15 protein-coding genes are annotated in these 21379 nt (G+C 67.3%); 4 read left to right on the forward strand and 11 right to left on the reverse strand.

Annotated features, from left to right (window positions below; genetic code table 11):
* Positions 1-9: 9 nt before the first annotated feature.
* From ACXAD2_RS01420 to ACXAD2_RS01430, 3 genes are all read right to left on the reverse strand, one after another.
* Positions 10-873, reverse strand: a complete 864-nt coding sequence (locus ACXAD2_RS01420) for an IclR family transcriptional regulator (protein ID WP_475165934.1) — start codon at positions 871-873, stop codon at positions 10-12.
* 212 nt (positions 874-1085) lie between these two features.
* Positions 1086-3194 (reverse strand): FG-GAP-like repeat-containing protein, encoded by a 2109-nt coding sequence (locus tag ACXAD2_RS01425; protein WP_475165936.1) that lies wholly within the window; start codon positions 3192-3194, stop codon positions 1086-1088.
* Positions 3195-3375: 181 nt separating this feature from the next.
* On the reverse strand, positions 3376-4059 hold the full coding sequence (locus tag ACXAD2_RS01430) for a hypothetical protein (protein ID WP_224906634.1): 684 nt from the start codon (positions 4057-4059) through the stop codon (positions 3376-3378).
* Positions 4060-4788: 729 nt separating this feature from the next.
* On the opposite strand from ACXAD2_RS01430, the gene ACXAD2_RS01435 reads away from it, so the two are divergent.
* Both ACXAD2_RS01435 and ACXAD2_RS01440 read left to right on the forward strand, forming a co-directional pair.
* Positions 4789-6093, forward strand: a complete 1305-nt coding sequence (locus ACXAD2_RS01435) for an AAA family ATPase (RefSeq protein WP_066112049.1) — start codon at positions 4789-4791, stop codon at positions 6091-6093.
* Positions 6090-7199, forward strand: coding sequence for a ParB N-terminal domain-containing protein (locus ACXAD2_RS01440; RefSeq protein ID WP_475165940.1), 1110 nt, complete (start codon positions 6090-6092; stop codon positions 7197-7199). The genes ACXAD2_RS01435 and ACXAD2_RS01440 overlap by 4 nt, the downstream gene beginning before the upstream one ends.
* 814 nt (positions 7200-8013) lie before the next feature.
* Here the strand turns inward: ACXAD2_RS01440 and ACXAD2_RS01445 are convergent.
* From ACXAD2_RS01445 to ACXAD2_RS01465, 5 genes are all read right to left on the reverse strand, one after another.
* A complete protein-coding gene (locus ACXAD2_RS01445; protein ID WP_475165942.1) occupies positions 8014-9291 on the reverse strand; it encodes a glycosyltransferase family 87 protein in 1278 nt (425 codons plus the stop codon).
* Between the two features lie 75 nt (positions 9292-9366).
* Positions 9367-10107, reverse strand: coding sequence for an SDR family oxidoreductase (locus ACXAD2_RS01450; protein WP_475165945.1), 741 nt, complete (start codon positions 10105-10107; stop codon positions 9367-9369).
* A complete protein-coding gene (locus tag ACXAD2_RS01455; RefSeq protein WP_475165946.1) occupies positions 10104-11465 on the reverse strand; it encodes an FAD-binding oxidoreductase in 1362 nt (453 codons plus the stop codon). The genes ACXAD2_RS01450 and ACXAD2_RS01455 overlap by 4 nt, the downstream gene beginning before the upstream one ends.
* Positions 11462-11923 carry a GtrA family protein gene (locus tag ACXAD2_RS01460; protein ID WP_475165950.1) on the reverse strand — a complete coding sequence of 154 codons (462 nt, stop codon included), beginning with the start codon at positions 11921-11923 and terminating at the stop codon, positions 11462-11464. Before ACXAD2_RS01460 ends, ACXAD2_RS01455 begins: the two co-directional genes overlap by 4 nt.
* On the reverse strand, positions 11920-13515 hold the full coding sequence (locus ACXAD2_RS01465) for a UbiA family prenyltransferase (protein ID WP_475165953.1): 1596 nt from the start codon (positions 13513-13515) through the stop codon (positions 11920-11922). Before ACXAD2_RS01465 ends, ACXAD2_RS01460 begins: the two co-directional genes overlap by 4 nt.
* Before the next feature lie 257 nt (positions 13516-13772).
* Between ACXAD2_RS01465 and ACXAD2_RS01470 the strand changes: the two genes are divergently transcribed.
* Positions 13773-15290 (forward strand): peptide MFS transporter, encoded by a 1518-nt coding sequence (locus ACXAD2_RS01470; protein ID WP_475165955.1) that lies wholly within the window; start codon positions 13773-13775, stop codon positions 15288-15290.
* Positions 15291-15753: 463 nt separating this feature from the next.
* Positions 15754-17433 (forward strand): alpha/beta hydrolase fold domain-containing protein, encoded by a 1680-nt coding sequence (locus ACXAD2_RS01475; RefSeq protein WP_475165959.1) that lies wholly within the window; start codon positions 15754-15756, stop codon positions 17431-17433.
* Between the two features lie 39 nt (positions 17434-17472).
* Here ACXAD2_RS01475 and ACXAD2_RS01480 read toward each other — a convergent pair whose 3' ends face one another.
* The 3 genes from ACXAD2_RS01480 to ACXAD2_RS01490 all read right to left on the reverse strand — a co-directional run bounded on the left by ACXAD2_RS01480 (position 17473) and on the right by ACXAD2_RS01490 (position 21097).
* Positions 17473-18774, reverse strand: a complete 1302-nt coding sequence (locus tag ACXAD2_RS01480; RefSeq protein ID WP_475165961.1) for a surface lipoprotein assembly modifier — start codon at positions 18772-18774, stop codon at positions 17473-17475.
* Between the two features lie 2 nt (positions 18775-18776).
* Positions 18777-19655: a transferrin-binding protein-like solute binding protein gene (locus tag ACXAD2_RS01485; protein WP_475165965.1), complete on the reverse strand. Its 879-nt coding sequence runs from the start codon at positions 19653-19655 to the stop codon at positions 18777-18779.
* A 296-nt stretch (positions 19656-19951) separates the two neighbouring features.
* Positions 19952-21097, reverse strand: a complete 1146-nt coding sequence (locus ACXAD2_RS01490) for an alpha-hydroxy acid oxidase (RefSeq protein ID WP_475165968.1) — start codon at positions 21095-21097, stop codon at positions 19952-19954.
* Positions 21098-21379: the final 282 nt, after the last annotated feature.

Raw genomic sequence — 21379 nt, forward strand, 5'->3', positions numbered from 1 at the left:
GTCCGCCTCTTACGGGTCGTAGCGGGAAAGCGAGAGCGACCGGGCGGCGCTGAGCACCTCCTGCCGAACCAGCGAAAGATGCGCCTCGGTCGCGCGGTTGATCGGGGTGGAGACGCTGAGCGAGGCCATGACCTTGCCCTTTACGTCGAGCACCGGCGCACCAATGCAGACCACGTAAAGTTGGAATTCTTCGCGATCCATGGTGCAGCCGGTGGCGCGCACCTCCGCAAGCTCGGCCAGCAGCGTGTCGATGTCGGTGACGGTGTGGCTGGTGAAGGCTTTCATGCCATGCTGCGTGGTCAGCCGCCGCACCTCGGCCTCGGGCAGCCCCGAGAGCAGCGCCTTGCCGGTGGCGGTGGCATGCATCGCGGTGGATTTGCCGATCGAGCCGCTGTCGACACGCAGCGCATGCAGCGCGTCACGCTTGACCAGCGTGATCATCTCGTCGCCCTGCAGCACGGCAAGGTGCACCGCCTCTTCGGTGGTCTGGTTGAGCGCGTCCAGCACCGGGCGCGCCCGGCCCGGAAGCTCGGCCTTGATGTTGACCGCATCGGCGATCAGCACCACCTGCGAGCCCAGCATATAGCGGCCCCGCGCGGTGCCCGGACGCACGTAGTTGCGGGCGATCAGCGTCTTGATGATGTGGTGGCAGGTCGAGGCGTTGAGCCCCAGGTCCTCGCAGATCAGCGCCAGCGTGACCTCGCCGCGATGGCGGGCGATGGTCTCGAGGATCGCCAGCGCGCGGTCGACGGATTGGATCGTCTTCTCCGGCGGCGCGGCCTGATCCCTGATGCTCAGGTCATTCGACATCTGCAGTTCCTCCCTGCCCAGAAAGCTGCAGGAGGCGGGCGCGTCGCTCCAGATCTTTTTCATATCGTGGCGGTGATTTCATATGGTGAAAGATCATGTATGCGTAGTCATGACCCCCCTGCCCTATCGAGACGGGCCGCTAATCCCCTTCCCGCAAAAGCTTTTCCCGCACAAAAGAAGACCGGCCGCGCGCTGCGCGACCGGTTTCCCGGGGGTGCGGTGCCCCCGTCCCCGCGTGGTCCCCAGCTCCGCGACCAGGGCCCCCGCATGCCGAGTCAGGCGACGAGAAGATCTCCAAGCTCGCCTGCATACAGTGTTGGGAAACTACTCGAGAACGCATCGAGCCCGGTGGGCACGGCGGTGAAACGGGCCGTCCCGTCGTTGATCAGCACGAACGTGTCGGCGCTCTCCTCGGCGACGAGGATCAGGTCAATGTCGCCATCGCCGTCAAAATCACCCTGCGCGGTCAACTCGCCCACGAGGCTGGGATCGAGCGAGGCCACCTCGATCGACAGCTCGCCCTCCTCGAGCGGGAACTCGAACAGCCGCAGCCCCGCATCGAGCCCCGCAAAGCCGTCCTCGATGCTTGCCCCGACCATCTCGAGCTTGCCGTCCCCGTCATAGTCACCGATCTGCAGAAAGCCGATGCCGTTAAGCTCGCTCTCGGGGAAAGACGGGGCAACCGCCGCCGCGTCCCGCGCGCCGGTGCCGTCATTGATGTAGGTGTAGATGCCGCCGCCATCGCTGACCGCGACAAAGAGCACATCCAGATCGCCATCGCCGTCGAGGTCGGCAGGGATCTCGGTGCTGTTGCCATCGTCGCTGGCGCCATAGCTCCCCACCGGATCGAAGCCGCCCGCACCGTCGTTGATCATCACCAGCGTGCTGCTGAACTCCCACGCGACGCTGAGCAGCAGGTCGAGCTTGCCGTCATCGTTCATATCGGCGAGCCCGGCGAAATTGCCGCCTTGGCTGAGGTCATAAACCTCTTCCGGCACCGGCAGTTCGATCAGGTTGAACGTGTCGTCCCCAGCGTTGTCAAAGATCATGATCCGGCCCGCGATGACCGACACCGCGGCAAAATCCACGTCGCCATCGCCGTCGATATCCCCGGCGTCGCCGGTCTGCAGGATCTGCCACAGCCGGTCCACCACCGAAGCGGGATAGCCGAAAAGCCCCGCAACAAAGCTGGTGCTGTCGCTGGTGGTCTCGGTAAAGCCGCCGCTGCCGTCGTTCTCATAGACGGTGGTCACCACCTCAAAGATGAACTCATCGGCCGGAGAGGTGGCCTCGGGCAGCGGGAAGGGATCGACAACCGCCACGTCGAGAAAGTCGAGATCGCCGTCGCCATCCATATCCACCGCGCGCAAAGTGCCATCCGGCGTGACCCCGGTGGCCAGTTCGGTGAAACCGCCGCTGCCGTCGTTCAGCGCCACATAGACCTCGCCGTCGCGCAGGTACCACAGATCAAGCGTCGCCGGAGCGCTCGGCCCGCTCGCGCCCGGCGCGACACTGGTGAACTGCAGATAATCGACGCGCAGCGGCTCGCCGCCATCGCCCTGCCCCACCAGTTCAATCGTGTCGCCCGCCTCCAGCGCCAGCCCTTCGATCACCTCTTCCACAAGGCTCGCGCGGCTGGCGATGCTGGCCCCGCCGCTGCCATCCCAGTCAAAGCGCGCCACTTCCGCGCCATTGACCAGCACCTGCAACCACGAGACGCCATCGGTCTCGTCGAAATAGCCGATGGTCAGATCGAAACTGCCGGACTGCTGCACGCTGTAGCTGGCGCGCGCCTCATCGCCGCTGGTGTGCTGCAGCATCTCGCGCCCCGAGGCCGCGCCGTTCGACCGCACGCTGAAGCCCGAGACGATCTGCAAATCCTCGGCCTCGATCACAAAGCTCTCGTCAAGCGCCGGGGCGGCGGCGGCAGCGATCTCCAGATAATCGGTGCGCAGCGGCTCGCCGCCGTCCTTCGCGCCGCGCAGTTCGATCACGTCGCCCGGTGCCAGCACCAGCCCGCTGACCGTATAGTCGGCCATGGAAGCGGCGGTGACGATGGCATCGCCGGTGGTGCTGCCCCAGTCAAAGCTCGCGACCACCGTGCCATTGACCAGCACTTCCATCATCGAGACCCCATCGGTCTCGTCGAAATAGGCCACCGTTAGATCGTAAAGCCCTGCAACACCGTCAAAAACGCCCCCCGCCTGCGCGCTGGCGCCGGTCGCTTGCAGATAGGCATCGCCCGAGGGATGCGGGTTCGAGGCGACGGCGAAACCGGCACCAATGCTCAGCGCCTCGGCTTCGGTGAGGCCAAGGCTCAGAGTGGCGGTGGGGCTGAAGTCGGGAAAGGAAAAGACGGAACTCTGCGACAGGGCAGCGGGCATAGATGTGCCTCCGAAATCTACAAAATTGAATCGGTCGAAAACGGCAGTGAAATGAATGCGACCGAAACTGGCCGAAAAATGAATGAAGCCAGAGTGCGCGGAAGCCGCGGGCACGTCAACTCAGAGCCTTGGGTCGGCAGAAGTTTGCGCAGGAGCGCCCCCCGAACCAGAGCGCGTGGTGTCAGGTGACCACCTGCACCTCATCCACACCGCCATCGACGGCACGGCAGGCGCTCAGCAGGCGCGCGCCCAGATGCCCCGAGACATAGCTGGCGTGGAACCGCGAGGGCGCGACCAGCACCAGCCGCCCCCCTGCCCGCTCGCGCCGTTCCAGCGCGGCGAACCACGCGGCGTAAAGCGCCGGGTCCTCGCCATGCAGCACCGCGCGGGCCAGACCCCACTCGCTTTCATCTTCCAGATTGGGCGCGGGAATTTTTCCCTTAACCGGGAGAGGCACCACTTTCTCGTCCACTGGCTCGCTGCCGCTGAGCCGCTGTTCAAGATCGGGGCCCACGTCGCCCCAGCGCGTGCGGCTGTCTTCGAGGATGCGCTCGATGGCGAGGGAATATTCGCTGACCCGCCCGCGCGCGCCCTGCCGCTTCACCTTCAGCCAGCCCATGGCGCGCAGCTTGGCCATCTCGCGTTTCACCGTGCGCTCATCCACCAGCCACAGCCGGGCGATCTCGCGCTGGCCCACGGCCAGTTCGTCGCGGGCCCAATTGTAGCGCGCGGTCACCAGCGTCATCAGCCGCAGGACCAGACGCTGGCGGCCCTTGTCCTGCGCCAGCGCATAGGCTCCCATGACGGTGAGCAGGTCGTATTTCATCGCGGCGGCGTTGCGCCCGGCCGCTTTCGTGGCAAGCATGTCCCTGCCCTCGTGTTTCCTGCCGCCTGTGTGCGGTGCCTCGAGTATGCGGGCTCTTTCGGCCCGTTGCGTCTTTGCCAAGGAGAGCGTGCGGTGATCGGACCGAAAACGCAACGCTCTTTCCCGAGCCTGTGCCATTTGCGTCCGGTTTCTCAATTCTGTCAAGCCGGGGTCCGTTTTGGCTCCAGACCCAAACCCATTTTCGAATGAAAATATCGGTAGTCTGGTATAGGGGGACACTCAGGGAGTCCCCTATTTTGCCAAAAATGTCCCCCAATATGTAGGGGAGCCCCAGAATGTGTCCCCCATTATCCGACCCTGACTCCGGGTAAGTCGCGGGGCTGAGGCCGAATTGGACTCCCTTTGCTGCAAGGCGCCGCGGCGCTGAGGACACAGGCAAATCCACGATTTCCGCGAATGCCTTATTAAACAGTAATAGCTTTTGCCTTGAATGCAAATTCAGCGTAAATTCCTGCCCATCGGAAATTAGCGTCCAGCGGTTTCGCCAAAGCTGTCCCCACGGGGACAACAGGCGCAACGGCGGCCTCTCCGGAGGGGCAAATCCAGACTGTCCCCGCGGGGACAGGTGCAAAACCGGGTGTCCCCGCGGGGACAGGTTAAATTTGTCCCTACCGGGACAGGCATAAGAGCGTCCCCGCGGGGACAGCAGGCAAAGCGTCCGCAGTGGCGCGACAACATGAAAGTGTCCCCGCGGGGACAGGAGGCAGGATGTTTACACATGAAGACCTTGCGCGGCTGCAGGCGCAGTCGCTGAAGATGCAGGGATGGATCCGGCAGCAGACCTTCTCGCCCGAGATGGAAAAGACCCTGCGCCGGTTCTCCAGCTGGGAGGTGGCCGAACTGATCCTGCAGGTGAACCAATCCACCCTGCGCGGCCGCATGGCCGCCGACCCGCATCTGCCGCAGGGGCTGGTCGAAGAGGATGGCCGCCAGCGCTGGTACTCGCTCGAAGAGATCAACGAGATCCGCCGCAAGCTGAAGGTCAACCGCAAGAGCCTGATGCCGCCCCGCCCCGCGAAGAAACGCGCCTTCCGCGTCGCCATCTCGAACTTCAAGGGCGGCGCGGGCAAATCCACCGTGGCGCTGCATTTCGCCCATGCCGCCGCGCTTGATGGCTATCGGGTGCTCTGCGTCGACTTCGACCCGCAGGCGACGCTCAGCCACTCCATGGGCCTGTCGGACATCACCGAGGAATACACCGTCTGGGGCATTATGGCCCGCGACCTGATCCGCGAGACCGAACGGATGAACGCCGCCACCCGCGGCGCCGAAAGCGGCTCGTCCCTGCCCGAGCGGCGGCTGCCCGAGGCGATCACCTCCATGGGGCTGCGCGACCTGCGCGCCGCCGATTTCATCAAGCCGACCTCCTGGCCGACGATCGACATCATCCCCTCCTGCGCCAACGCAGCCTTTGTCGAATTTGCCTCGGCGCAGTACCGGCACCTCAACCCCGAGTGGTCGTTCTTTGCCGCGGTCAGCCGCTACCTCGACAGCCTGCCGCCCGATGCCTACGATCTGGTGATCTTCGACTGCCCGCCCGCCATCGGGTACCAAAGCATGAACGCGGTCTTCGCTGCCGACATGCTCTATATCCCCTCGGGGCCGGGCTATTGGGAATATGATTCCACCACCTCCTTCATCGGCCAGCTCAGCGAAGCGCTCGGCGATCTGTCGGGCTTCGAAGGCGTTGTCCCCGCGGGGACACTCACCTTGCCCAAGGCGTTCCTCGATGTGCGCTTCCTGCTGACCCGCTACGAGAGCGGCAATGATCTGCACCGCGCGATGCGGCAAGCTTTCCAGAAGGTCTGGGATGAGAGGATGACCGAACACCCGATCGAGATGACCCGCGCCGTCGAGCAATCCGGCCGCTTCCTCAGCTCGATCTATGAAATCGACTATCGCGAGATGACCCGCGAGACATGGCGCCGGGCGCGCGCCTCTTTCGACCGCGCCTATGAGGAGTTCCGCAGCCACGTGCTGACCGCGTGGGACAAGCTGGAGGATGAGGCATGAGCAAGCGACGCGGTTTCGACATCGACTTTCCCGAAACGCCCGATGGGGTCTACACCGGCGGCGGGCGCAAGACCGCGAGCGACGAGCCGGCGCGGCCCGCTGTCCCCGCGGGGACACGGCGCGGCCCGATGGCGGCGGCGATCAGCGAAAACGCCGAAGCGCTGCGCGACCGCGCCGAAGCCGAGCGCGCGATCCGCGAAGAGAACGACCGGCTGGCGCATGACTATGTGCGGCTGAAGCGGGCAGGGCTGATCACCGATCTGGTGCCGATCGACGCGGTGCTGACCACCAAGCTCACCCGCGACCGCGCCGCCGGGCCGGACCCCGAGATCGAGGAACTCAAGGCCTCGATCCGCGAGGTCGGCCTGTCGAACCCGATCCGCGTCGAGCCGGTGGGCGATCACTTCGAACTGGTGCAGGGCTTCCGGCGTCTGTCGGCCTTCCGCGAGCTTTATGCGGAAACCGGCGACGAGGCCTACGCCCGCATCCCCGCCGGGCTGGTCGCCTCCGGCGAGGCGCTGGTGGGTCTCTACCGCAAGATGGTCGACGAGAACCTCGTGCGCCGCGGCATCTCCTTTGCCGAAATGGCGCAGCTGGCGCTGAGCTTCGCGCGCGATCCGGCGACCGACACCGATGACATCGAAGAGGCGATCACCCTGCTCTACGCCTCCGCCGGGCGGCAAAAGCGCAGCTACATCCGCCATTTTGCCACGCTGCTCGAAGAGCTCGGCGGCGAACTGCGCCACCCCGAGGCGATCTCGCGGCAGCTGGGTCTCGATCTGGTGAAGCGCATGGGTGACGAGCCGGGTTTCTCGGCGGGGCTGAAAACCATGCTGGCCGGGCAGGGCGAGGTCTCGTCCGATTACGAGGTGGCGCGGCTGACCGACGCGGTGAAATCCGCGCCCAAGGCGGCGCCGAAGCCGAAAGGATCGAGCGCCAATGCCGCCGCCAAGACGACGCTGCGCTGCACTGTCCCCGCGGGGACAGTCCGCTGCGCGGCGCGCGACGGCAAGGTGGAGCTGGCGATGGAGCGGGACTTCTCGAGCATCGACCGGCACCGGCTGGAGGCAGCGGTGGCGGCCTTCATGGCAGCACTCGACGACTGACGCGGCGCATCATTGCCAGCAGGGTTGCGCCCCTGTCCCCGCGGGGACAGGGGCTTTTTTGTGCCTGCTTGGCGGCGCGCGAGACCCAGTGCGAGACCCAGTGCAAGACCCAGCGCGGCGCAGGTCTGGCCCAGGACTTAGCGGTCTGTCCCCGCGGGGACAGGGGTGAAAATGGGGGCTCTGCCCCCTGGCCGCATGGCGGCCGCCCCCGGGATATTTTCATCTAGACGAAGCGGCAGGCGCGGGTCTGTCCCCGCGGGGACAAGACCCAAGAGGCGCCGCCGCACCGGGCAATCTGGTGAGTGTCCCCGCGGGGACAGCGCGCCTTTGGCGCGCGCCTTGGCAGCGGCTGAGGCGCTCTTTCTGGGGCGGGTGATCACGTGTCCCCGCGGGGACAGACCCCGGCAAAGGCTCTCTGAGTGCTGGCGCACCGACCGGCTTTCCCGTTGTCCCCGCGGGGACAGCTCCGCCCTAGGTCCTTCCTCTTGGCCTAAATATCCCGGGGAGTCCGCCTGCGGCGGGCAGGGGCGGAGCCCCCTCATGCTCCGGCATCGACGCTCATTGCATGACTGTCCCCGCGGGGACACCTAGGGCATCCCCCCTTCGTCTAGAGCGAAGTATCCCGGGGGAGGCCGCTGTGCGGCCGGGGGCAGAGCCTCCCTTAGGCTCGATCTGGGCGCTCGGCGCGGGACTGTCCCCGCGGGGACAGACAGGGGACGGGCTTTGGCGGCTACGCACTGTGGCAGGCTTCAGGCCGCGGATCAGCCTTCTGTCCCCGCGGGGACAGCGGTCTTCATTAAAGTATTATGTTAAATTAGTATGTACCCGCGCGCGCGGCCCGTTCGCCCTTCACGGCGTAGCAAAGCAGCAGCCCGAAGGCCCCGAGAAAGCCGAGCGTGGCGATCGAGGGGAACTCTCCGCGCATCGACAGCGCCGCCATCAGGCTGTCGAACCGGCCCGGCACCGAGGCACCGAAGACCGCGAGACCGCAGGCGCTCCAGCAGCAGACCGCGAGGGCGATCTTGCCGCCGACCCCGGCGAAGCGCGCGGCGTCGGGCAGCAGCAGCGCCAGCGCCATCCCCACCGCGCAGAGGTCGTAATCGTAGTTGTAGGGGCTCACCGCATAGCTCGACAGCAGCGCCACGCCGAGCAACCGCCTTGGTTGCCAGCGGCGCAGCGCCAGAGCCGCCACCAGCCCGAGCGCCAGCGCCGCCACGCTGGCCTGCGCGGCGAAGGCGAGATCGGCGGAGGCGCCGGAGTTGCGCAGCCCGGCGTAGACCGAACTCATGCGGAACAACGGATAGCGCCCCTCGGCCAGATAGGTGCCGGAGTCCTGCGCGCTTTGCGCCACCACGGTCCAGATGCCGGGGCCGAAGGCCAGCGTGGCGGCGGCGACCGCGGCGAGGGTGACGGCCACCGAGACCGCAAGAACCTTCCAGCGGCCCGTCACCAGCGCGTGCAAGGCGAGACCAACCGCGAGATGCGGCTTGATCGCCATCAGCCCCAGCGGCACGCCCGCAGAACCGGTGCCGCGCAGCGCCAGCAGCGCGTAGCTGCCCACCAGCGCGGCGGTCATCATGCCGTTCTGCCCGGTCAGCAGCGTCACCATCAGCGCTGGCAGCACCAGCACCAGCGCGGCGTCGAAATGCACCCCGGCGAGCCGTTTCAGCACCCAGAGGAATCCGGCCAGCGACCCGGCGGCGAAGGCGAAATAGGCCAGCCAGCGCGGCAGCAGCGCCAGCAGCGCGACGAAAAGGTCCATCTGCGCCGGATAGGTCCATGGCATGAAGCCCTGATCGGGCCCGTTCACCGCATCCTGCGCCGGTGCGAAAAGGCCAAAATCATAGGTCTCGGCAACCCGGCCCTGCCAGACATACTCGCCGACCATGTAGAAAACGTTGAAATCGAGGAACAGGGGGTCCTTGCCAAGCAGCCCGCCCATATGTTGCGCCGTGGCAAAGAGCAGCATCGCGAGCAACATCGCCATCAGCACCGCGCGGCTCATGGCACTGAGGCGGAAGAGCACCGGCTCGCCGGGAACGCGGGCACCGGGAAGGCCGGTCTCGGCGAGGGCGGGGGAGCTGTCTTGCATCGGGCGGGTCCTTGGGTCGAGGTCTTGGATCGGCGGGGTCGGCAGGAGAAGCGTAAAGCGGGCAGGGCAGGGGGGTCAGAGGCTCAGCTTCTTGAACACCCGCTCGGGGATGGCGCGGATCACCGCCATGATCACCCGCCAGATCGGGCGCACATAGATCACGTCGCGGCCTTTGCTGCAGCCGCGGAAGATCGCCTCGGCCACTTCCTCGGGGGCGGCGGTGAGCTTTTGCGGCAGGTCCATTCCCTCGGTCATGCGGGTGGTGACAAAGCCCGGCAGCACGGTCAGCACCTGCACCCCGCGCCCGGCGAGGCGGTTGCGCAGCCCCGACAGAAAGGCGGTGAACCCGGCCTTGCCCGCGCCATAGACGTAATTCGTCGCCCGCCCGCGCTCGCCCGCGACCGAGCTGATGCCGACCAGCGTGCCGGAGCCGCGCGCCTCGAAGCGGTTGGCGAGATGCGCGAGGATGCTGGCGGGGCCTTCGAAATTGCTGCGCAGCACCGCGATGGCGGCCTCGGGCTCGGCGGCGCTGTGCTCTTGCGTGCCCATCAGCCCGACGGCGCAAACGGCGATGCCGGGCAGCTGCGGCAGCGCCTCGACAAAAGCGCCATGCCCGGCAGTGTCGAGCGCGTCGAACTCATGCAGGGTCACGCTCATCCCGTGGCGCAGGGCAAGATCGGCGCGCTCGGGCTCGAGCGTGTCGGCGTGGCGCGCGGCCAGTTGCAGCGGATGGCCCGCGGCGGCGAAGCGATGCGCCACCGCCAGACCGATGTCCGAGCGCGCGCCGAGGATCAGGACGGGGGGAAGAGAGGTCATAGCGAAAGCCTTTGCGAAAGGGCCGATTGCAGCGGGGCGGCCATGCCTGCGCGGGCGCGCAGCGCGGCGAGATCGGCGGCGCGCGGATCGGCGCGGTGCAGGGTCTCGGCGCGCATCCGGGCATCCTTGGCCAGATAGAAGCGCCCGCCGTTGTCGAGGGTGATGGCGTCGAGCCGGTCGAGCAGCGCCAGCGCGCGGCGGCTGGCGGGGAAATCCATCGCCAGCGTGTAGCCCTGCATCGGAAAGGAAAACGCGCCGTCCTGCGCGCCAAAGCGTTTCAGCACCGCAAGAAAAGAGGCGCAGCCGGTCTCGGCGGTGGCGCTCAGCAGCGCGGCAAGCCCCGCGCGGGCGCTGGCGTCGGGCAACACGCATTGGAACTGCACAAAGCCGCGGCGGCCATAGATGCGGTTCCAGCCGAGGATCGCGTCGAGCGGGTAGAAATAGCTTTGCCAGTCGGTGACGCCCGCGCCCGCGGCAGCGCAGCCCCGCCGGTAGTAGAGCGCGTTGAAGCCGCGCACGCTGTGGCGGTTGAGCGCAAACCCCGGCAGATCGAAGGGCAGCTTGCGGGCGCCGCGTTTGGCGCTGGCGAACGGGTCGGCGGCCTGCGCGGCCTCAAGCTTGGCGCGCGGCAGATGGTGGCCAAGCGTCAGCAGCGAACGGCCAAGCGCGCTGCCGCTGGCGAGGCAGTCGATCCATGCCACGGAATAGGGGGCGCTCTCATGCTCTTCGAAGCCGCGCAGCACCGCATCGAGGTCGGGGCAGGGCAGGGTGGTCTGGCCGATCCAGCCGCTTTCGACCGCGAGCAGCCGCAGCGCAAGGCGCAGGATCACCCCGGTGAGCCCCATGCCGCCCAGCGTCCAGTCAAACAGCTCGGCATTCTCGGTGCGGCTGCAGCGGCGACTCTCGCCATCGGGGCCCATCAGGTCGAGCCAGTCGACGCAGGCGCGGAAGCTGCCGTCCAGATGATGGTTCTTGCCGTGCACATCCGCCGCCGCCATGCCGCCCAAGGTGACAAAGCGGGTGCCGGGGGTGACCATGGGAAACCAGCCGCGCGGTAGAAAGGCGTCGATCACATCCGACAGCAGCACCCCGGCCTCGGCCACCAGCTGGCCGCTCTGCGCATCGAATGCGATCATGCGATTGAGGTGCCGGGTCGACAGCGTGGTCTGGGCGCCGACCGCCGCATCGCCATAGGCGCGGCCGTTGCCGCGGGCGATGGCGCCGCCCTGTGCTTTGTCGGTGGCTGCGGGATCGGTGGCTGTGGGGCGGGCGAGCAGGGCGCGCAATGCCTGAGCATCGCGCGGGGCCTCCAGCGCGGTGTCGCGCGGGGCAAAGCGCCCCCAACCGGTCAGTTTCACGCCGCCTGCTCCTGCCCCTCTCGCGGGGTCTCGTTGCTGTCCTCACCCGTCATTGCTACGGCAAAGACGAAGCGCCGGTCGAGACGGTATTTCACCACATAGCCCACACTCAGCCCCAGCGCGGCGCCAAGCTCGCGCGCCGCATCGCTGCGCCAGAGCAGCCAGAAGGCGGTTTCCGTGCCCCAGAACAGCGCCGTGGTGGCAAGGCCCATCAGGCTGTAGAGGGCGAATTGCCGGGGTAGGGGCGTGGTGCCGCGGTCGTGGAAGATCCAGCGCTTGTCGAGCGCGTATTTCACCGCCAGCCCGATCAGCGTGCCAAGCGCGATGGCGGGCAGCAGCAGCTGCTCGGGGTCGCCAAAGGCGAGCACCGCGCGCTGTGTGCCGAGGTTGGCCGCCATCGCCAGCAGGGCAAAGCCCGCATAGCGCAGCACCAGCGTGGGGAGGCTCAGCCGGGTCACGTCAGGGCGGTCCAGAGCGTCTCGCCAAGCGCCGCCCAGAGGCCGAAGCCGAGGATCGCCAGCGCCGAGAGATGGCTGACGCGGTCGCGGGCGGCAAAGACCACCGGATCATCATGCATCTGGCCGCGCTGGGTGAGCAGCACCATGCGCGTCACCCAATAGAGCAGCACCGCGCAAATCCCCCAGAGCGCCTGCGGCATCGAATAAAGCGCCAGCACCGCGGGCGAGGTCACGTAAAGCGCCATCACCAGCACCGACAGATAGCCCGAGCCAAGCCCCACCATGGTGATGATCGGCAGATCGTCGGTGCTGTAGCCGCGCCCGGCGGGGGCGGTCTTGCCGCGCGCCTTGTGGTCGACCAGTTCCGCTTGCCGCTTCACCGCCGCCAGCGCGAAGAAGAAGAACAGCGAGAAGGCGGCGAGCCATGCGGAAAGCTCGATCCCCAGCGCCACAGCGCCCGCCACCATGCGCATGGTGTAAAGCCCTGCAAGCGCAAGGATATCGATCACCGCCGCGCGTTTGAGATAGAGCGAATAGGCGGTGGTCAGGGTCATATAGCCGGTCATCACCGCCAGCATCTGCGGCCCCATGGCCATGGCGATCCCCAGCCCGCCGCCGCCAAGCGCCAGCAGCATCGCCGGACCATGGGCGATCGGCAGGCGGCCCGAGGCGAAGGGCCGGGCGCGCTTGCGCGGGTGGGCGCGGTCGGAGTTGAGGTCGAGCAGGTCGTTGAGCACATAGACCGCGCTGGCGACGAGGCAGAACGACGCGAAAGCGGCCAGCGCATGGCCGAGGCTGCCGGCGGAGAGTTGATGCGCCGCCAGCATCGGCAGGAAGACCAGCAGGTTCTTCAGCCATTGATGCGGGCGCAGGGCATCGAGATAGGGGCGCAGCGCAAAGCCGCGGGTGCGCATATGTTCGGTGTGCTGCGCCACACGTTCAGAGCGGCGGCGCAGTGCGGCGGGGGCGTTGACGGTGATGGCGCGGCTGGCGTGCTGCCAGATCGGCAGGTCGGCGCTGGCATCGCCCATATAGGCAAAGCGGCTGGCACCCCAGCGCGCGGTGATGAAGGCGGCCTTGCGCGCGCCCTTGAGGTTGGTCTGCCCGTCCGAGCCATGCGCCTCGTCGAAAAGCCCGGTATGGGCGGCGACCGCATCGGCGATGCTCTGGTCGGCGGCGGTGACCAGCACCGCGCGGCCGCCCTCGGCGCGCCATGCCTCGATATAGGCCAGCACCGCGCGGTCATAGGGCAGATGCTCGGCCTCGAGGGCGGCGGCTTGGGCGAGGCTGTGCTTGACCGCGGCGCGGCCCTGCAGCAGCGCGCGGGCGGCGCCGAGCGCGCCGCGCCAGTCGCGGCCAAGTGCGGACCAGAAGCTTTCAAACAGCGTGTCGGTGTGCACCAGAGTGCCGTCGAGATCGACCACCAGCAGGCCGGGGGTGCTGAGGGTTTCGCGGGCGGTGTCGGGGGCGGTTTCGAGATCGGGCTGGACCTGCGGCGCCAGCGCGCCGCGCAGCGCCACGACATTGGTGCCACTCTCAAGCGGCTGCGGCTGTTCCGCCGCGGTGAACCCAGTAACCTGCGAACTGATCATCGTCCAACCCCTCACACTGACAGCTCACAACCAATGGGGGAAATGGGGCGAAAATTGGCCGCATAGGGGATATTTCCGGGAAGTGTGGCACGCCATGTTCTGGGGGGCCTTCTCGTGAGCCCTTCTTGAGCGGTCTGGCAGCGCGGGGCGCGGTCGGCAGGCTGCCGCTCGTCATGCGCGAGAAATGGCTAAACCACTCGCCCTGAGGCATTTTGGGCGCTAGTCTCGCGCCATTGTTTCCGGTTCAGGCCTTTTCCATGTCCAGATTTGCCAGATACCCCGCCGGGCTGCCCGCGCTTTTCCTCGTCGAGATGTGGGAGCGGTTCAGCTTCTACGGCATGCGCGCCATTCTCGTGCTTTACCTCATCGACGCCGTCGAGACCGGCGGCATGGGGATGCAGACCTCCGAGGCGGTGGCGATCTACGGCATCTACTCGGCGGCGGTCTATATCCTCGCGCTGCCCGGCGGCTGGATCGCCGACCGGTTCTGGGGCGCGCGGCGGGCGATCACCGTGGGCGGACTGGTGATCATCCTTGGGCATATCCTGCTGGCGATCTCGGGCTCTACCGCGTGGATTTTCCTGGCCGGGCTGGTCTGCATCGCGCTGGGGACGGGGCTGCTGAAGCCCAATATCTCGAGTATGGTGGGTGAGCTTTACCCCAAGGATGACGTGGGCGGGCGCGACGCCGGGTTCTCGTTCTTCTACATGGGCATCAACATCGGCGCGATCCTTGGCGGCTTTGTTGCGGGCTATCTGGGCGAGGTCTGGGGCTGGCACTATGGCTTTGGCGCGGCGGCGGTGGCGATGCTGCTGGGGCTGCTGAACTTCCTGCACGCCGGGCGCGGCTCGCTGCGTGGCAAGGGCGCGCGCCCGCCGCAGAAAGACCCGGCGGAGGCGGGGCGCGACCGTCTGGTGAGCCTTGGGCTGTCGGCGGCGGTGGTGCTGATCCTTGGCGCGCTGATCGCCGCCGGGGTGCTGGACGTGCGCAGCGCCGAGGGTGTGGCGCAGGCCACCGGCGTGCTGATCGTGACGGTGGCGGTGGGGTTCTTTCTCAACATCTACATCGCGGGCGAGCTGTCGGCCGACGAGAAGAAGCGGATGATCGTGCTGGCGATCCTGTTTGTCGCCGCGGCGCTCTTCTGGTCGCGCTTCGAGCAGGCGGGCTCGTCGCTGTCGATCTTCGCCGCCGAGCTGACCCGGCGCGACCTGATGGGCTTTGAGGTGCCGGCCTCGTGGTTCCAGAACCTCAACCCGGCGTTCATCATCCTGCTGACGCCGCTGTTCGCATGGTTCTGGACGCGGGCGCAGGACCGCGGCTGGGAGATCTCGGTCTTTGTGAAATTCGGTCTGGCGCTGGTGCTGGTGGGCCTCGGCTTCTGGCTGCTGGTGCCCGCGGCAAAAGTGGCGATGACCGGGGTGCAGGTCTCGGCGCTGTTCCTGATCGGCACCTTCTTCATCCACACCTGCGCCGAGCTGCTGCTGAGCCCGGTGGGCCTGTCGACCTTCTCGCGGCTGGCGCCGGAGCGTTTCACCAGCCAGATGATGGGCTTTTGGTTCCTCGCCGCGTCGCTCGGCAATCTGATTGCCGGGCTGCTCGCGGCGGGCATGGACACCGAGACGCCCTCGGAGCTGCCGGGGCTGTTCAACGGGCTGTTCACCGGCAGCGCGGTGGCGGGGCTGGTGCTGATCGCGCTGGCCCGCCCGCTGACCCGCTGGGCGCTGTCGGGCAACGAAAGCCTCGCCGCCGCCGAAGACACCGGGCGGCACGGCTGAGGGGAGGGGGCCGCGCCGTTGCTCAAGTCGCGGGCAGCGTGGGACATTTTGGGGCAAAGACCCGCCGGTGCATTGTACGCCCGTGTCACAATCTCTTCACGCTCCCGTTGCCTGCGACTATTCTCGCTATACTTTTAGGTAGCCGCTGTGAGACTCTGGTGGCATGAGACCTTCCCGTGACCCTGCGGATCGTCCAGTGATTCAAGGGGTGAAATGAGGGCGGCGGGGGTGTGCAGGACCATCGCCGGTCCGCAGACCTTAATTTGTACAAATTCGTTCATTACCTTGATTACACCAAGCCCCGAGCCAAGTTCGGGGAACATTAGAAAGTCATCGCAACCGCTTGTCGCGTGTTTGAAGAGGGGTCGCCCGGCGCGGCGGAAGCAGACACCGGGCCCGTGCTGGCTCGGATGGCAGAGGTTTCCCGCCTCAGCGGTCGCAGATTTTGATTGGAGAACATTTGATGGAGGATGTCAGCGTGAAGAAACGCGAGCCCGCTCCGAATGGTGACAGCCCGGCGCGGCGCAACTGGAAACAGAACCCCGAGGCGGTGCGCGCCAATATCCTCAAAGTGGCGCGCGAGGCCTTTGTGGCCAACGGGCTCACCGGTGCGAAGATCGACGAGATCGCGGCGCGCACCGAGACCTCGAAACGGATGATCTACTATTACTTCGGCGACAAGGAGGGGCTCTACCGCGCGGTGCTGCAGGAGGCCTATTCGCGGGTGCGCAGCGCCGAGGACGAGCTGGAACTGGCCAGCCTGCACCCGGTGGAGGCGCTGCGGCGGCTGGCGGAGTTCACCTTTGACCACCACGCCGAGGACCGCGATTTCGTGCGGCTGGTGATGGTCGAGAACATCCATGACGCGCGCCACATGCAAAGCGATGGCGATATGGCGGGGCAGAATATCTCGGCGATCCGGCTCTTGGACGAGATCTATCAGCGCGGCTGCGCCGCCGGGCTGTTCCGCCGCGGGCTGACCGCGCTGGAGCTGCATTGGCATATCTCGGCGCTGGCGGTGTTCAACGTGTCGAACCGGGCGACCTTCTCCAGCCTGTTCGGCGATGATCTCTTCACCCCCAAGGGCCAGCAGCAGCTGCGCCGCCATGTGGGCGACATGATGCTGCGCTTCGTGATGAAACCGGGGCTGTCGGTCGAGGAAGCCTCGGCCAAGCCGATCGCCGAGACGCGGGTGATCCATCCCGACATCTACCGCTTCCGCGAGACATGGGACGCCACATGGGCGAGCCTTCCGACCGACGGCGATGCGGCGACGCGGCGGCTGCATTTCGAGTCGGTCTCGCGCTCGCTGCGGCTGCCCAGCCCCGAGGGGATCGAGACCGACGAGGAGCATTGGATCGACAGCGAGGCCGAGCCGGTGCGCGTGCGGCTGTTCCGCCCCGAGGGGCCCGAGCCGCTGCCGGCGTTGATCTATCTGCACGGCGGCGCGTGGCGGCAGGGCAGCCCCGAGACCCATTGGAACATCACCGCCCGGCTGGCGGCGCTGTCGGGCTATCTGGTGATCTCTGCCGATTACGCGCTGGCCCCCGAGGCGCCTTATCCGGCGGCGCTGCAGCAGATCGGCGCGGTGGTCGCTTGGGCCAAGGCGCAGCACGAGATGCTGGGCATCGACCCGGGCAAGCTGGCGATCGGCGGCGATGGCGCGGGCGGCAACCTCGCGGCGGTCGCCGCGCTGCGCTGCCGCGATGCGGGCGTGCCGCTGGCGGCGCAGTTGCTGATCTATCCGATCTGCGATTTCGACACCACGCGGCCCTCGGCGCAGGTCAACCGCGAGGGGCCGCTTTGGACGCTCGACCAGTTGATGGCGGCGCAGGAGCAATATTGCCCCGACACCAGCCTGCGCACGCATGACCCGCAGCTTGCGCCGCTTCTGGCATCGTCGCACGCCGGGCTGCCGCCCGCCTATATCGCGCTGGCCGAGCATGATCCGCTGCGCGACAGCGGCGCGGCCTATGGCGAGGCGCTGGAGGCGGCGGGGGTGGCCGTGGCGGTGGATCCGGGCAGCGGGCTGGTGCGCGACTATCTGCATGCCATCGGCTTTGGCACCGTCGCCGAGGAACGGCTGCGCGACATGGGCGGCTGGCTGCGCTCGCAGGCGGGCAAAAGCGTCGCGGGCGAGTGACCTGCGGCGGGGCAGGGGGGATAAGCGGGGCAGGGCGGATCAGAACGCGCTGCTCAGCCCCGCCCCGATGCGCAGCTCGCGATAGCTGTAGGCGTCGATCGAACTGCTCCGCCGCGCCGCCGCGATCTCGACATAGGGGGTGAGGCGGCCAAAGACGAACGTGTCGGTCTTGTCGATGCGCAGCTCCAGCCCGTATTCGCGTTCGGAGCGGGTCTCGGAAAAGCCCGCGCCCGCCGCCACCTGCTCGAAGGCCAGCGCATAGACCGACGGCTCCAGCAGAAAGCCGCCGCCGACCTCGGTGCGCCCGCCGAGGCGCAGCTCGGCGTAGTCGTAGGAAAGATCGTCGCGCCACGCCGCCTGATGCTGCAGCGAGAGGCTGGCGGCGATCTGCGCCCGCCCGCCAAGCGGTTTGATCACCGTGGCGCTGGCGCTGGCGCGGGTGACATCCTCGCCCTCAAAGCCGCCAAGCGTGACGTCCATCAGCTCGGCCTCGAGCGCGGTGGTCAGGCCCGAGGCGCTGCGCCAGCTGATCCCGGCGCCAAGCCCGAAGCGCTCCTCGGTCATCTCCCAGGCGTCGTAATCGGTGCCCGCCAGCAGTTCGAGATAGGCGGTGCTGCGCGGCCAGGTAAACTGCAGACCGGCGGCCAGTTCGGCGCTGGCCTCGTCGAAGATGTCGCCCTCGGTCTCATAAATCTCGCCCGCGCCGCGCAGATAGGCGGTGAGCGTGGCGCCGCCCATGCGCGTGGCCAGTGGCCATTGCCGCCGCGCCGCGCCGCGCAGCGCCAGCCCGGTCAGCGGCGGATCGGGGCGGTTCATCTCGAACGGCAGGGGGCCGTCGCCGAGGTCGAAATCGAACCTGTCGGTGTCATAGCTGCGCCCGGCACCGCGCGGGGCGCGCAGCCCGATGCTGTATTCGGCGCGCCAGCCGCGCTTTTCGTCGATCGCCCGCATGAAGCGCAGCACGTTGTCGCGCACCTGCGGCGGCAGGTCGGGGCTGGAGAGCACGATGCGGAATTGTTCACGCGAGCGGGCATATTGCCCGGCCTCGAAGAGCGCGCGCGCCAGTTCGAGGCGCACCCGCACCAGTCCCGGATCCTGCGCCAGGATGCGGCGCAGCAGCCGCACCGCCGCCTCGGGGTCGCGGGTGGTCATCGCCTGCTGAAAGCGCGCCTCGATCTGCGCGGGGTCGGGGGTGGCTTCTGGCGTGGCGGCGGGGGCCATATCCTGCGCCCGCGCCGTGCCAGCCCCAAGCCCGCCGCCAAGCAGCGCCAGAAGCGCAAGCGTGGCGAGGCGGGGCAGGACCGTGCGGCGCGGCGCCGCACGGGGGCCTATGCGGGCCATGGTCACTGGATGGCGCCGAACGCGCCGATATAGGTGCTGTCGGCGGTGGTCCCCGAGAAGGTGCCCCCCACCTCAGCCGCATCCGGGCCATAGAACTGCCCGTCGACCGTGCCGGTCAGCGTGCCCGTGTCCATGGTTGCGGCAAAGCCGGTGCCGGAAACGCTGCCCTCTGCGTAGAAGTCCAGATCGGACCGCGAGCCGGTGATCACCCCGGTGATCGGATCGGCGGTGACGGTTTCCGAGCTATAGACCTCGACGGTGTCGAAATCGGTGTCCACGGCGATATAGGAGGTGGTCACCGCCACCTCGCCATCGGTGAACACCTGCCCGGTGCTGTCGCCATAGTAGCTGGCGGAGCCGCTGCTGGGCATCTGGCTGGCACTGGTGCGCGCGCCGATCGAGCCTGCGCCTGCCAGCCGCGTGGTGCCGGTCAGCCCGGTCTGCCATGTGCCATAGCTCTGGTACTCATAGCCTTGCTGCAGCGGGTCGGCGGTGACCATGATCCGGTCGCCATCGGCGCTGACCGCGGTGATCGCGCCCTGCTGCACGGTGAACGTGTCGCCCGCGCTGCGCGAGAAGGTGAGCGTGCCGTCGGGGGTTTCGACGCTGATCGCCTCGATCTCGCCGTCCTCGAAGGTCAGCGAGGCGTCGATGTTCCGGTCCGAGACCGGCGTTTCGACCGAGGTCACCGTGCCGTCGGCATTGGTGACGTAACGGGTCGAGACACCCATGCCGCTGGCGCTATAGGTGCCATCGGCAGAGCCATCTTCAACGAATGATACGAGTTCGGAGAGACCGGTGGAGTTATTTGAACCGCCTCCACTCCCGCCGCAGGCCGACAACAGTGAGACGGCGGCGACACCAACAACAAGATACTTCATAGTTCCTCACAAAAATCATTTATAATCAGTAATCTACTGTGCAGGGCCGCGCCTTGAATTGGCGGTGTCCCATAGGCTGACCGGAAATTGGCCGCGCGGAAAAGAAACCGCAGTGATCTAAATCTTGCGCCCCTGCAGGGGTCATATGTCGAGCAAAGCATAATCTTTGTGAGTTTGTAAATATCCTTGCTTGTTTCGCGAGCGCTTTACTTCTGATTGTTTCCATATCCGCAACTAAACATCAGGAGCTGTGTTTGCCGCGCTCCACGCCCCCGAGGTGCCGCCGCGACCGGCGTTCAAGCTGGCGTTTCGAGATGCGCCGCCGACACCTCGCTGGGGCTCATCAGCCCCAGCAGGCCGATGTCGCGGTGCAGCTCGCGCTTGAGGATGCCGATCGCCTTGGTCACGCCCGCCTCGCCGCCGATCACCGCGGCATAGAGCATGGGCCGCCCGACCCAGACGAAATCCGCCCCCAGCGCCAGCGCCTTGACCACATCGGTGCCGCGCCGGATGCCGCCGTCGACCATCAGCGCCATGTCGCCCGCTTCCTCGCGCGCCACCGCCAGCGCGCGCACGCCGCTGATCGCGTAATCGAGCTGCCGCCCGCCGTGGTTCGACAGGATGACGCCGTCGCAGCCCAGCTTGCGCGCCTCGGCCACATCGAGCGGCGAGAGCAGCCCTTTGATCACCAGCCGCCCCTTCCACAGATCGCGGATCAGCGCCACATGCTGCCAGTTCAGGTGGTCCTTGCGCCCGTGATCACGCGCCGCGCGCTGCGAGATGATCGGCGCGCCGCGCTCGGCGAAGGAGTTCTCGAAATGCGGCATGCCGTGGGTCATCAGGTCGCGCAGGAAGGTGCCGAACACCCAGCGCGGGCGCAGACCGAAATCCCACAGCAGCCGCGGCGAGATCCGCAGCGGCGTGGAAAAGCCAGAGCGGATGTTGTTCTCGCGGTTGGCCAGAACCGCGGCGTCGGCGGTGAGCACGAGCGTCTCGTGGCCCGCCTTGCGCACCCTCTCGATCAGCGCGCGGATGCGGTCATCCTCGCCCGGCAGATAGGCCTGAAACCAGCCGTCGGGATTGGCCTCGCGCACCCGCTCGAGCGGGGTGAGGGACGAGCCGCTGAGACAATAGGGGATGCCCTCGGCCTGCGCGGCGCGGGCCATGGCCACATCGCCGTCGCGCGCCATCAGCGCGGCGATCCCCATGGGCGCGATGCCAAACGGGGCCTGCCAGTCGCGACCAAAGAGCGGATGGGTCAGGCTGCGCCCCTCGACGCCGCGCAGCACGCGGGGCACCAGACGGTGCTCGGAAAACACCCCGCGATTGTCGGCGCGGGCGGCGGTGGTCTCGGTGCCGCCGGAGATATAGCCAAACAGCGGCCGCGGCAGGCGCCGCCGGGCCGGGGTTTCAAAATCGTTGAGGCTCAGCAGCTTGGTCATCGGGTCCCTCCATCCGCGGCTGACCCTAGTGGGCTTTGCCGAGAACGGGAACTCTGAAACCGACCGCGCGCAGGGGGGCGCAGCGGGCCGCGCCGGCTCTGATCGGCGCATTCGCGGGCAGCGCTTTTAACGGCTGCGTGAATATGCGGGGTGACGCAACTCCGTCCTTTTTACCCCATATGATTGCAGATAGGGTCAAATCTCGCGCGGGCCTTTATTTGGCACCGCCGCGACCACAGATGGAGTTCTGGAGATCAGCCGAGGGGGCACTTTGGAACAAAC

The organism is Salipiger sp. ABN3_019, from assembly GCF_056158605.1.

Coding starts and splice junctions, on each gene's coding strand:
- ACXAD2_RS01480 (WP_475165961.1), bottom strand. CDS start 18,774: ATGGCCCGCATAGGCCCCCGTGCGGCGCCGCGCCGCACGGTCCTGCCC.
- ACXAD2_RS01470 (WP_475165955.1), top strand. CDS start 13,773: ATGTCCAGATTTGCCAGATACCCCGCCGGGCTGCCCGCGCTTTTCCTC.
- ACXAD2_RS01425 (WP_475165936.1), bottom strand. CDS start 3,194: ATGCCCGCTGCCCTGTCGCAGAGTTCCGTCTTTTCCTTTCCCGACTTC.
- ACXAD2_RS01475 (WP_475165959.1), top strand. CDS start 15,754: ATGGAGGATGTCAGCGTGAAGAAACGCGAGCCCGCTCCGAATGGTGAC.
- ACXAD2_RS01450 (WP_475165945.1), bottom strand. CDS start 10,107: ATGACCTCTCTTCCCCCCGTCCTGATCCTCGGCGCGCGCTCGGACATC.
- ACXAD2_RS01440 (WP_475165940.1), top strand. CDS start 6,090: ATGAGCAAGCGACGCGGTTTCGACATCGACTTTCCCGAAACGCCCGAT.
- ACXAD2_RS01490 (WP_475165968.1), bottom strand. CDS start 21,097: ATGACCAAGCTGCTGAGCCTCAACGATTTTGAAACCCCGGCCCGGCGG.
- ACXAD2_RS01430 (WP_224906634.1), bottom strand. CDS start 4,059: ATGCTTGCCACGAAAGCGGCCGGGCGCAACGCCGCCGCGATGAAATAC.
- ACXAD2_RS01445 (WP_475165942.1), bottom strand. CDS start 9,291: ATGCAAGACAGCTCCCCCGCCCTCGCCGAGACCGGCCTTCCCGGTGCC.
- ACXAD2_RS01465 (WP_475165953.1), bottom strand. CDS start 13,515: ATGATCAGTTCGCAGGTTACTGGGTTCACCGCGGCGGAACAGCCGCAG.
- ACXAD2_RS01485 (WP_475165965.1), bottom strand. CDS start 19,655: ATGAAGTATCTTGTTGTTGGTGTCGCCGCCGTCTCACTGTTGTCGGCC.
- ACXAD2_RS01420 (WP_475165934.1), bottom strand. CDS start 873: ATGAAAAAGATCTGGAGCGACGCGCCCGCCTCCTGCAGCTTTCTGGGC.
- ACXAD2_RS01435 (WP_066112049.1), top strand. CDS start 4,789: ATGTTTACACATGAAGACCTTGCGCGGCTGCAGGCGCAGTCGCTGAAG.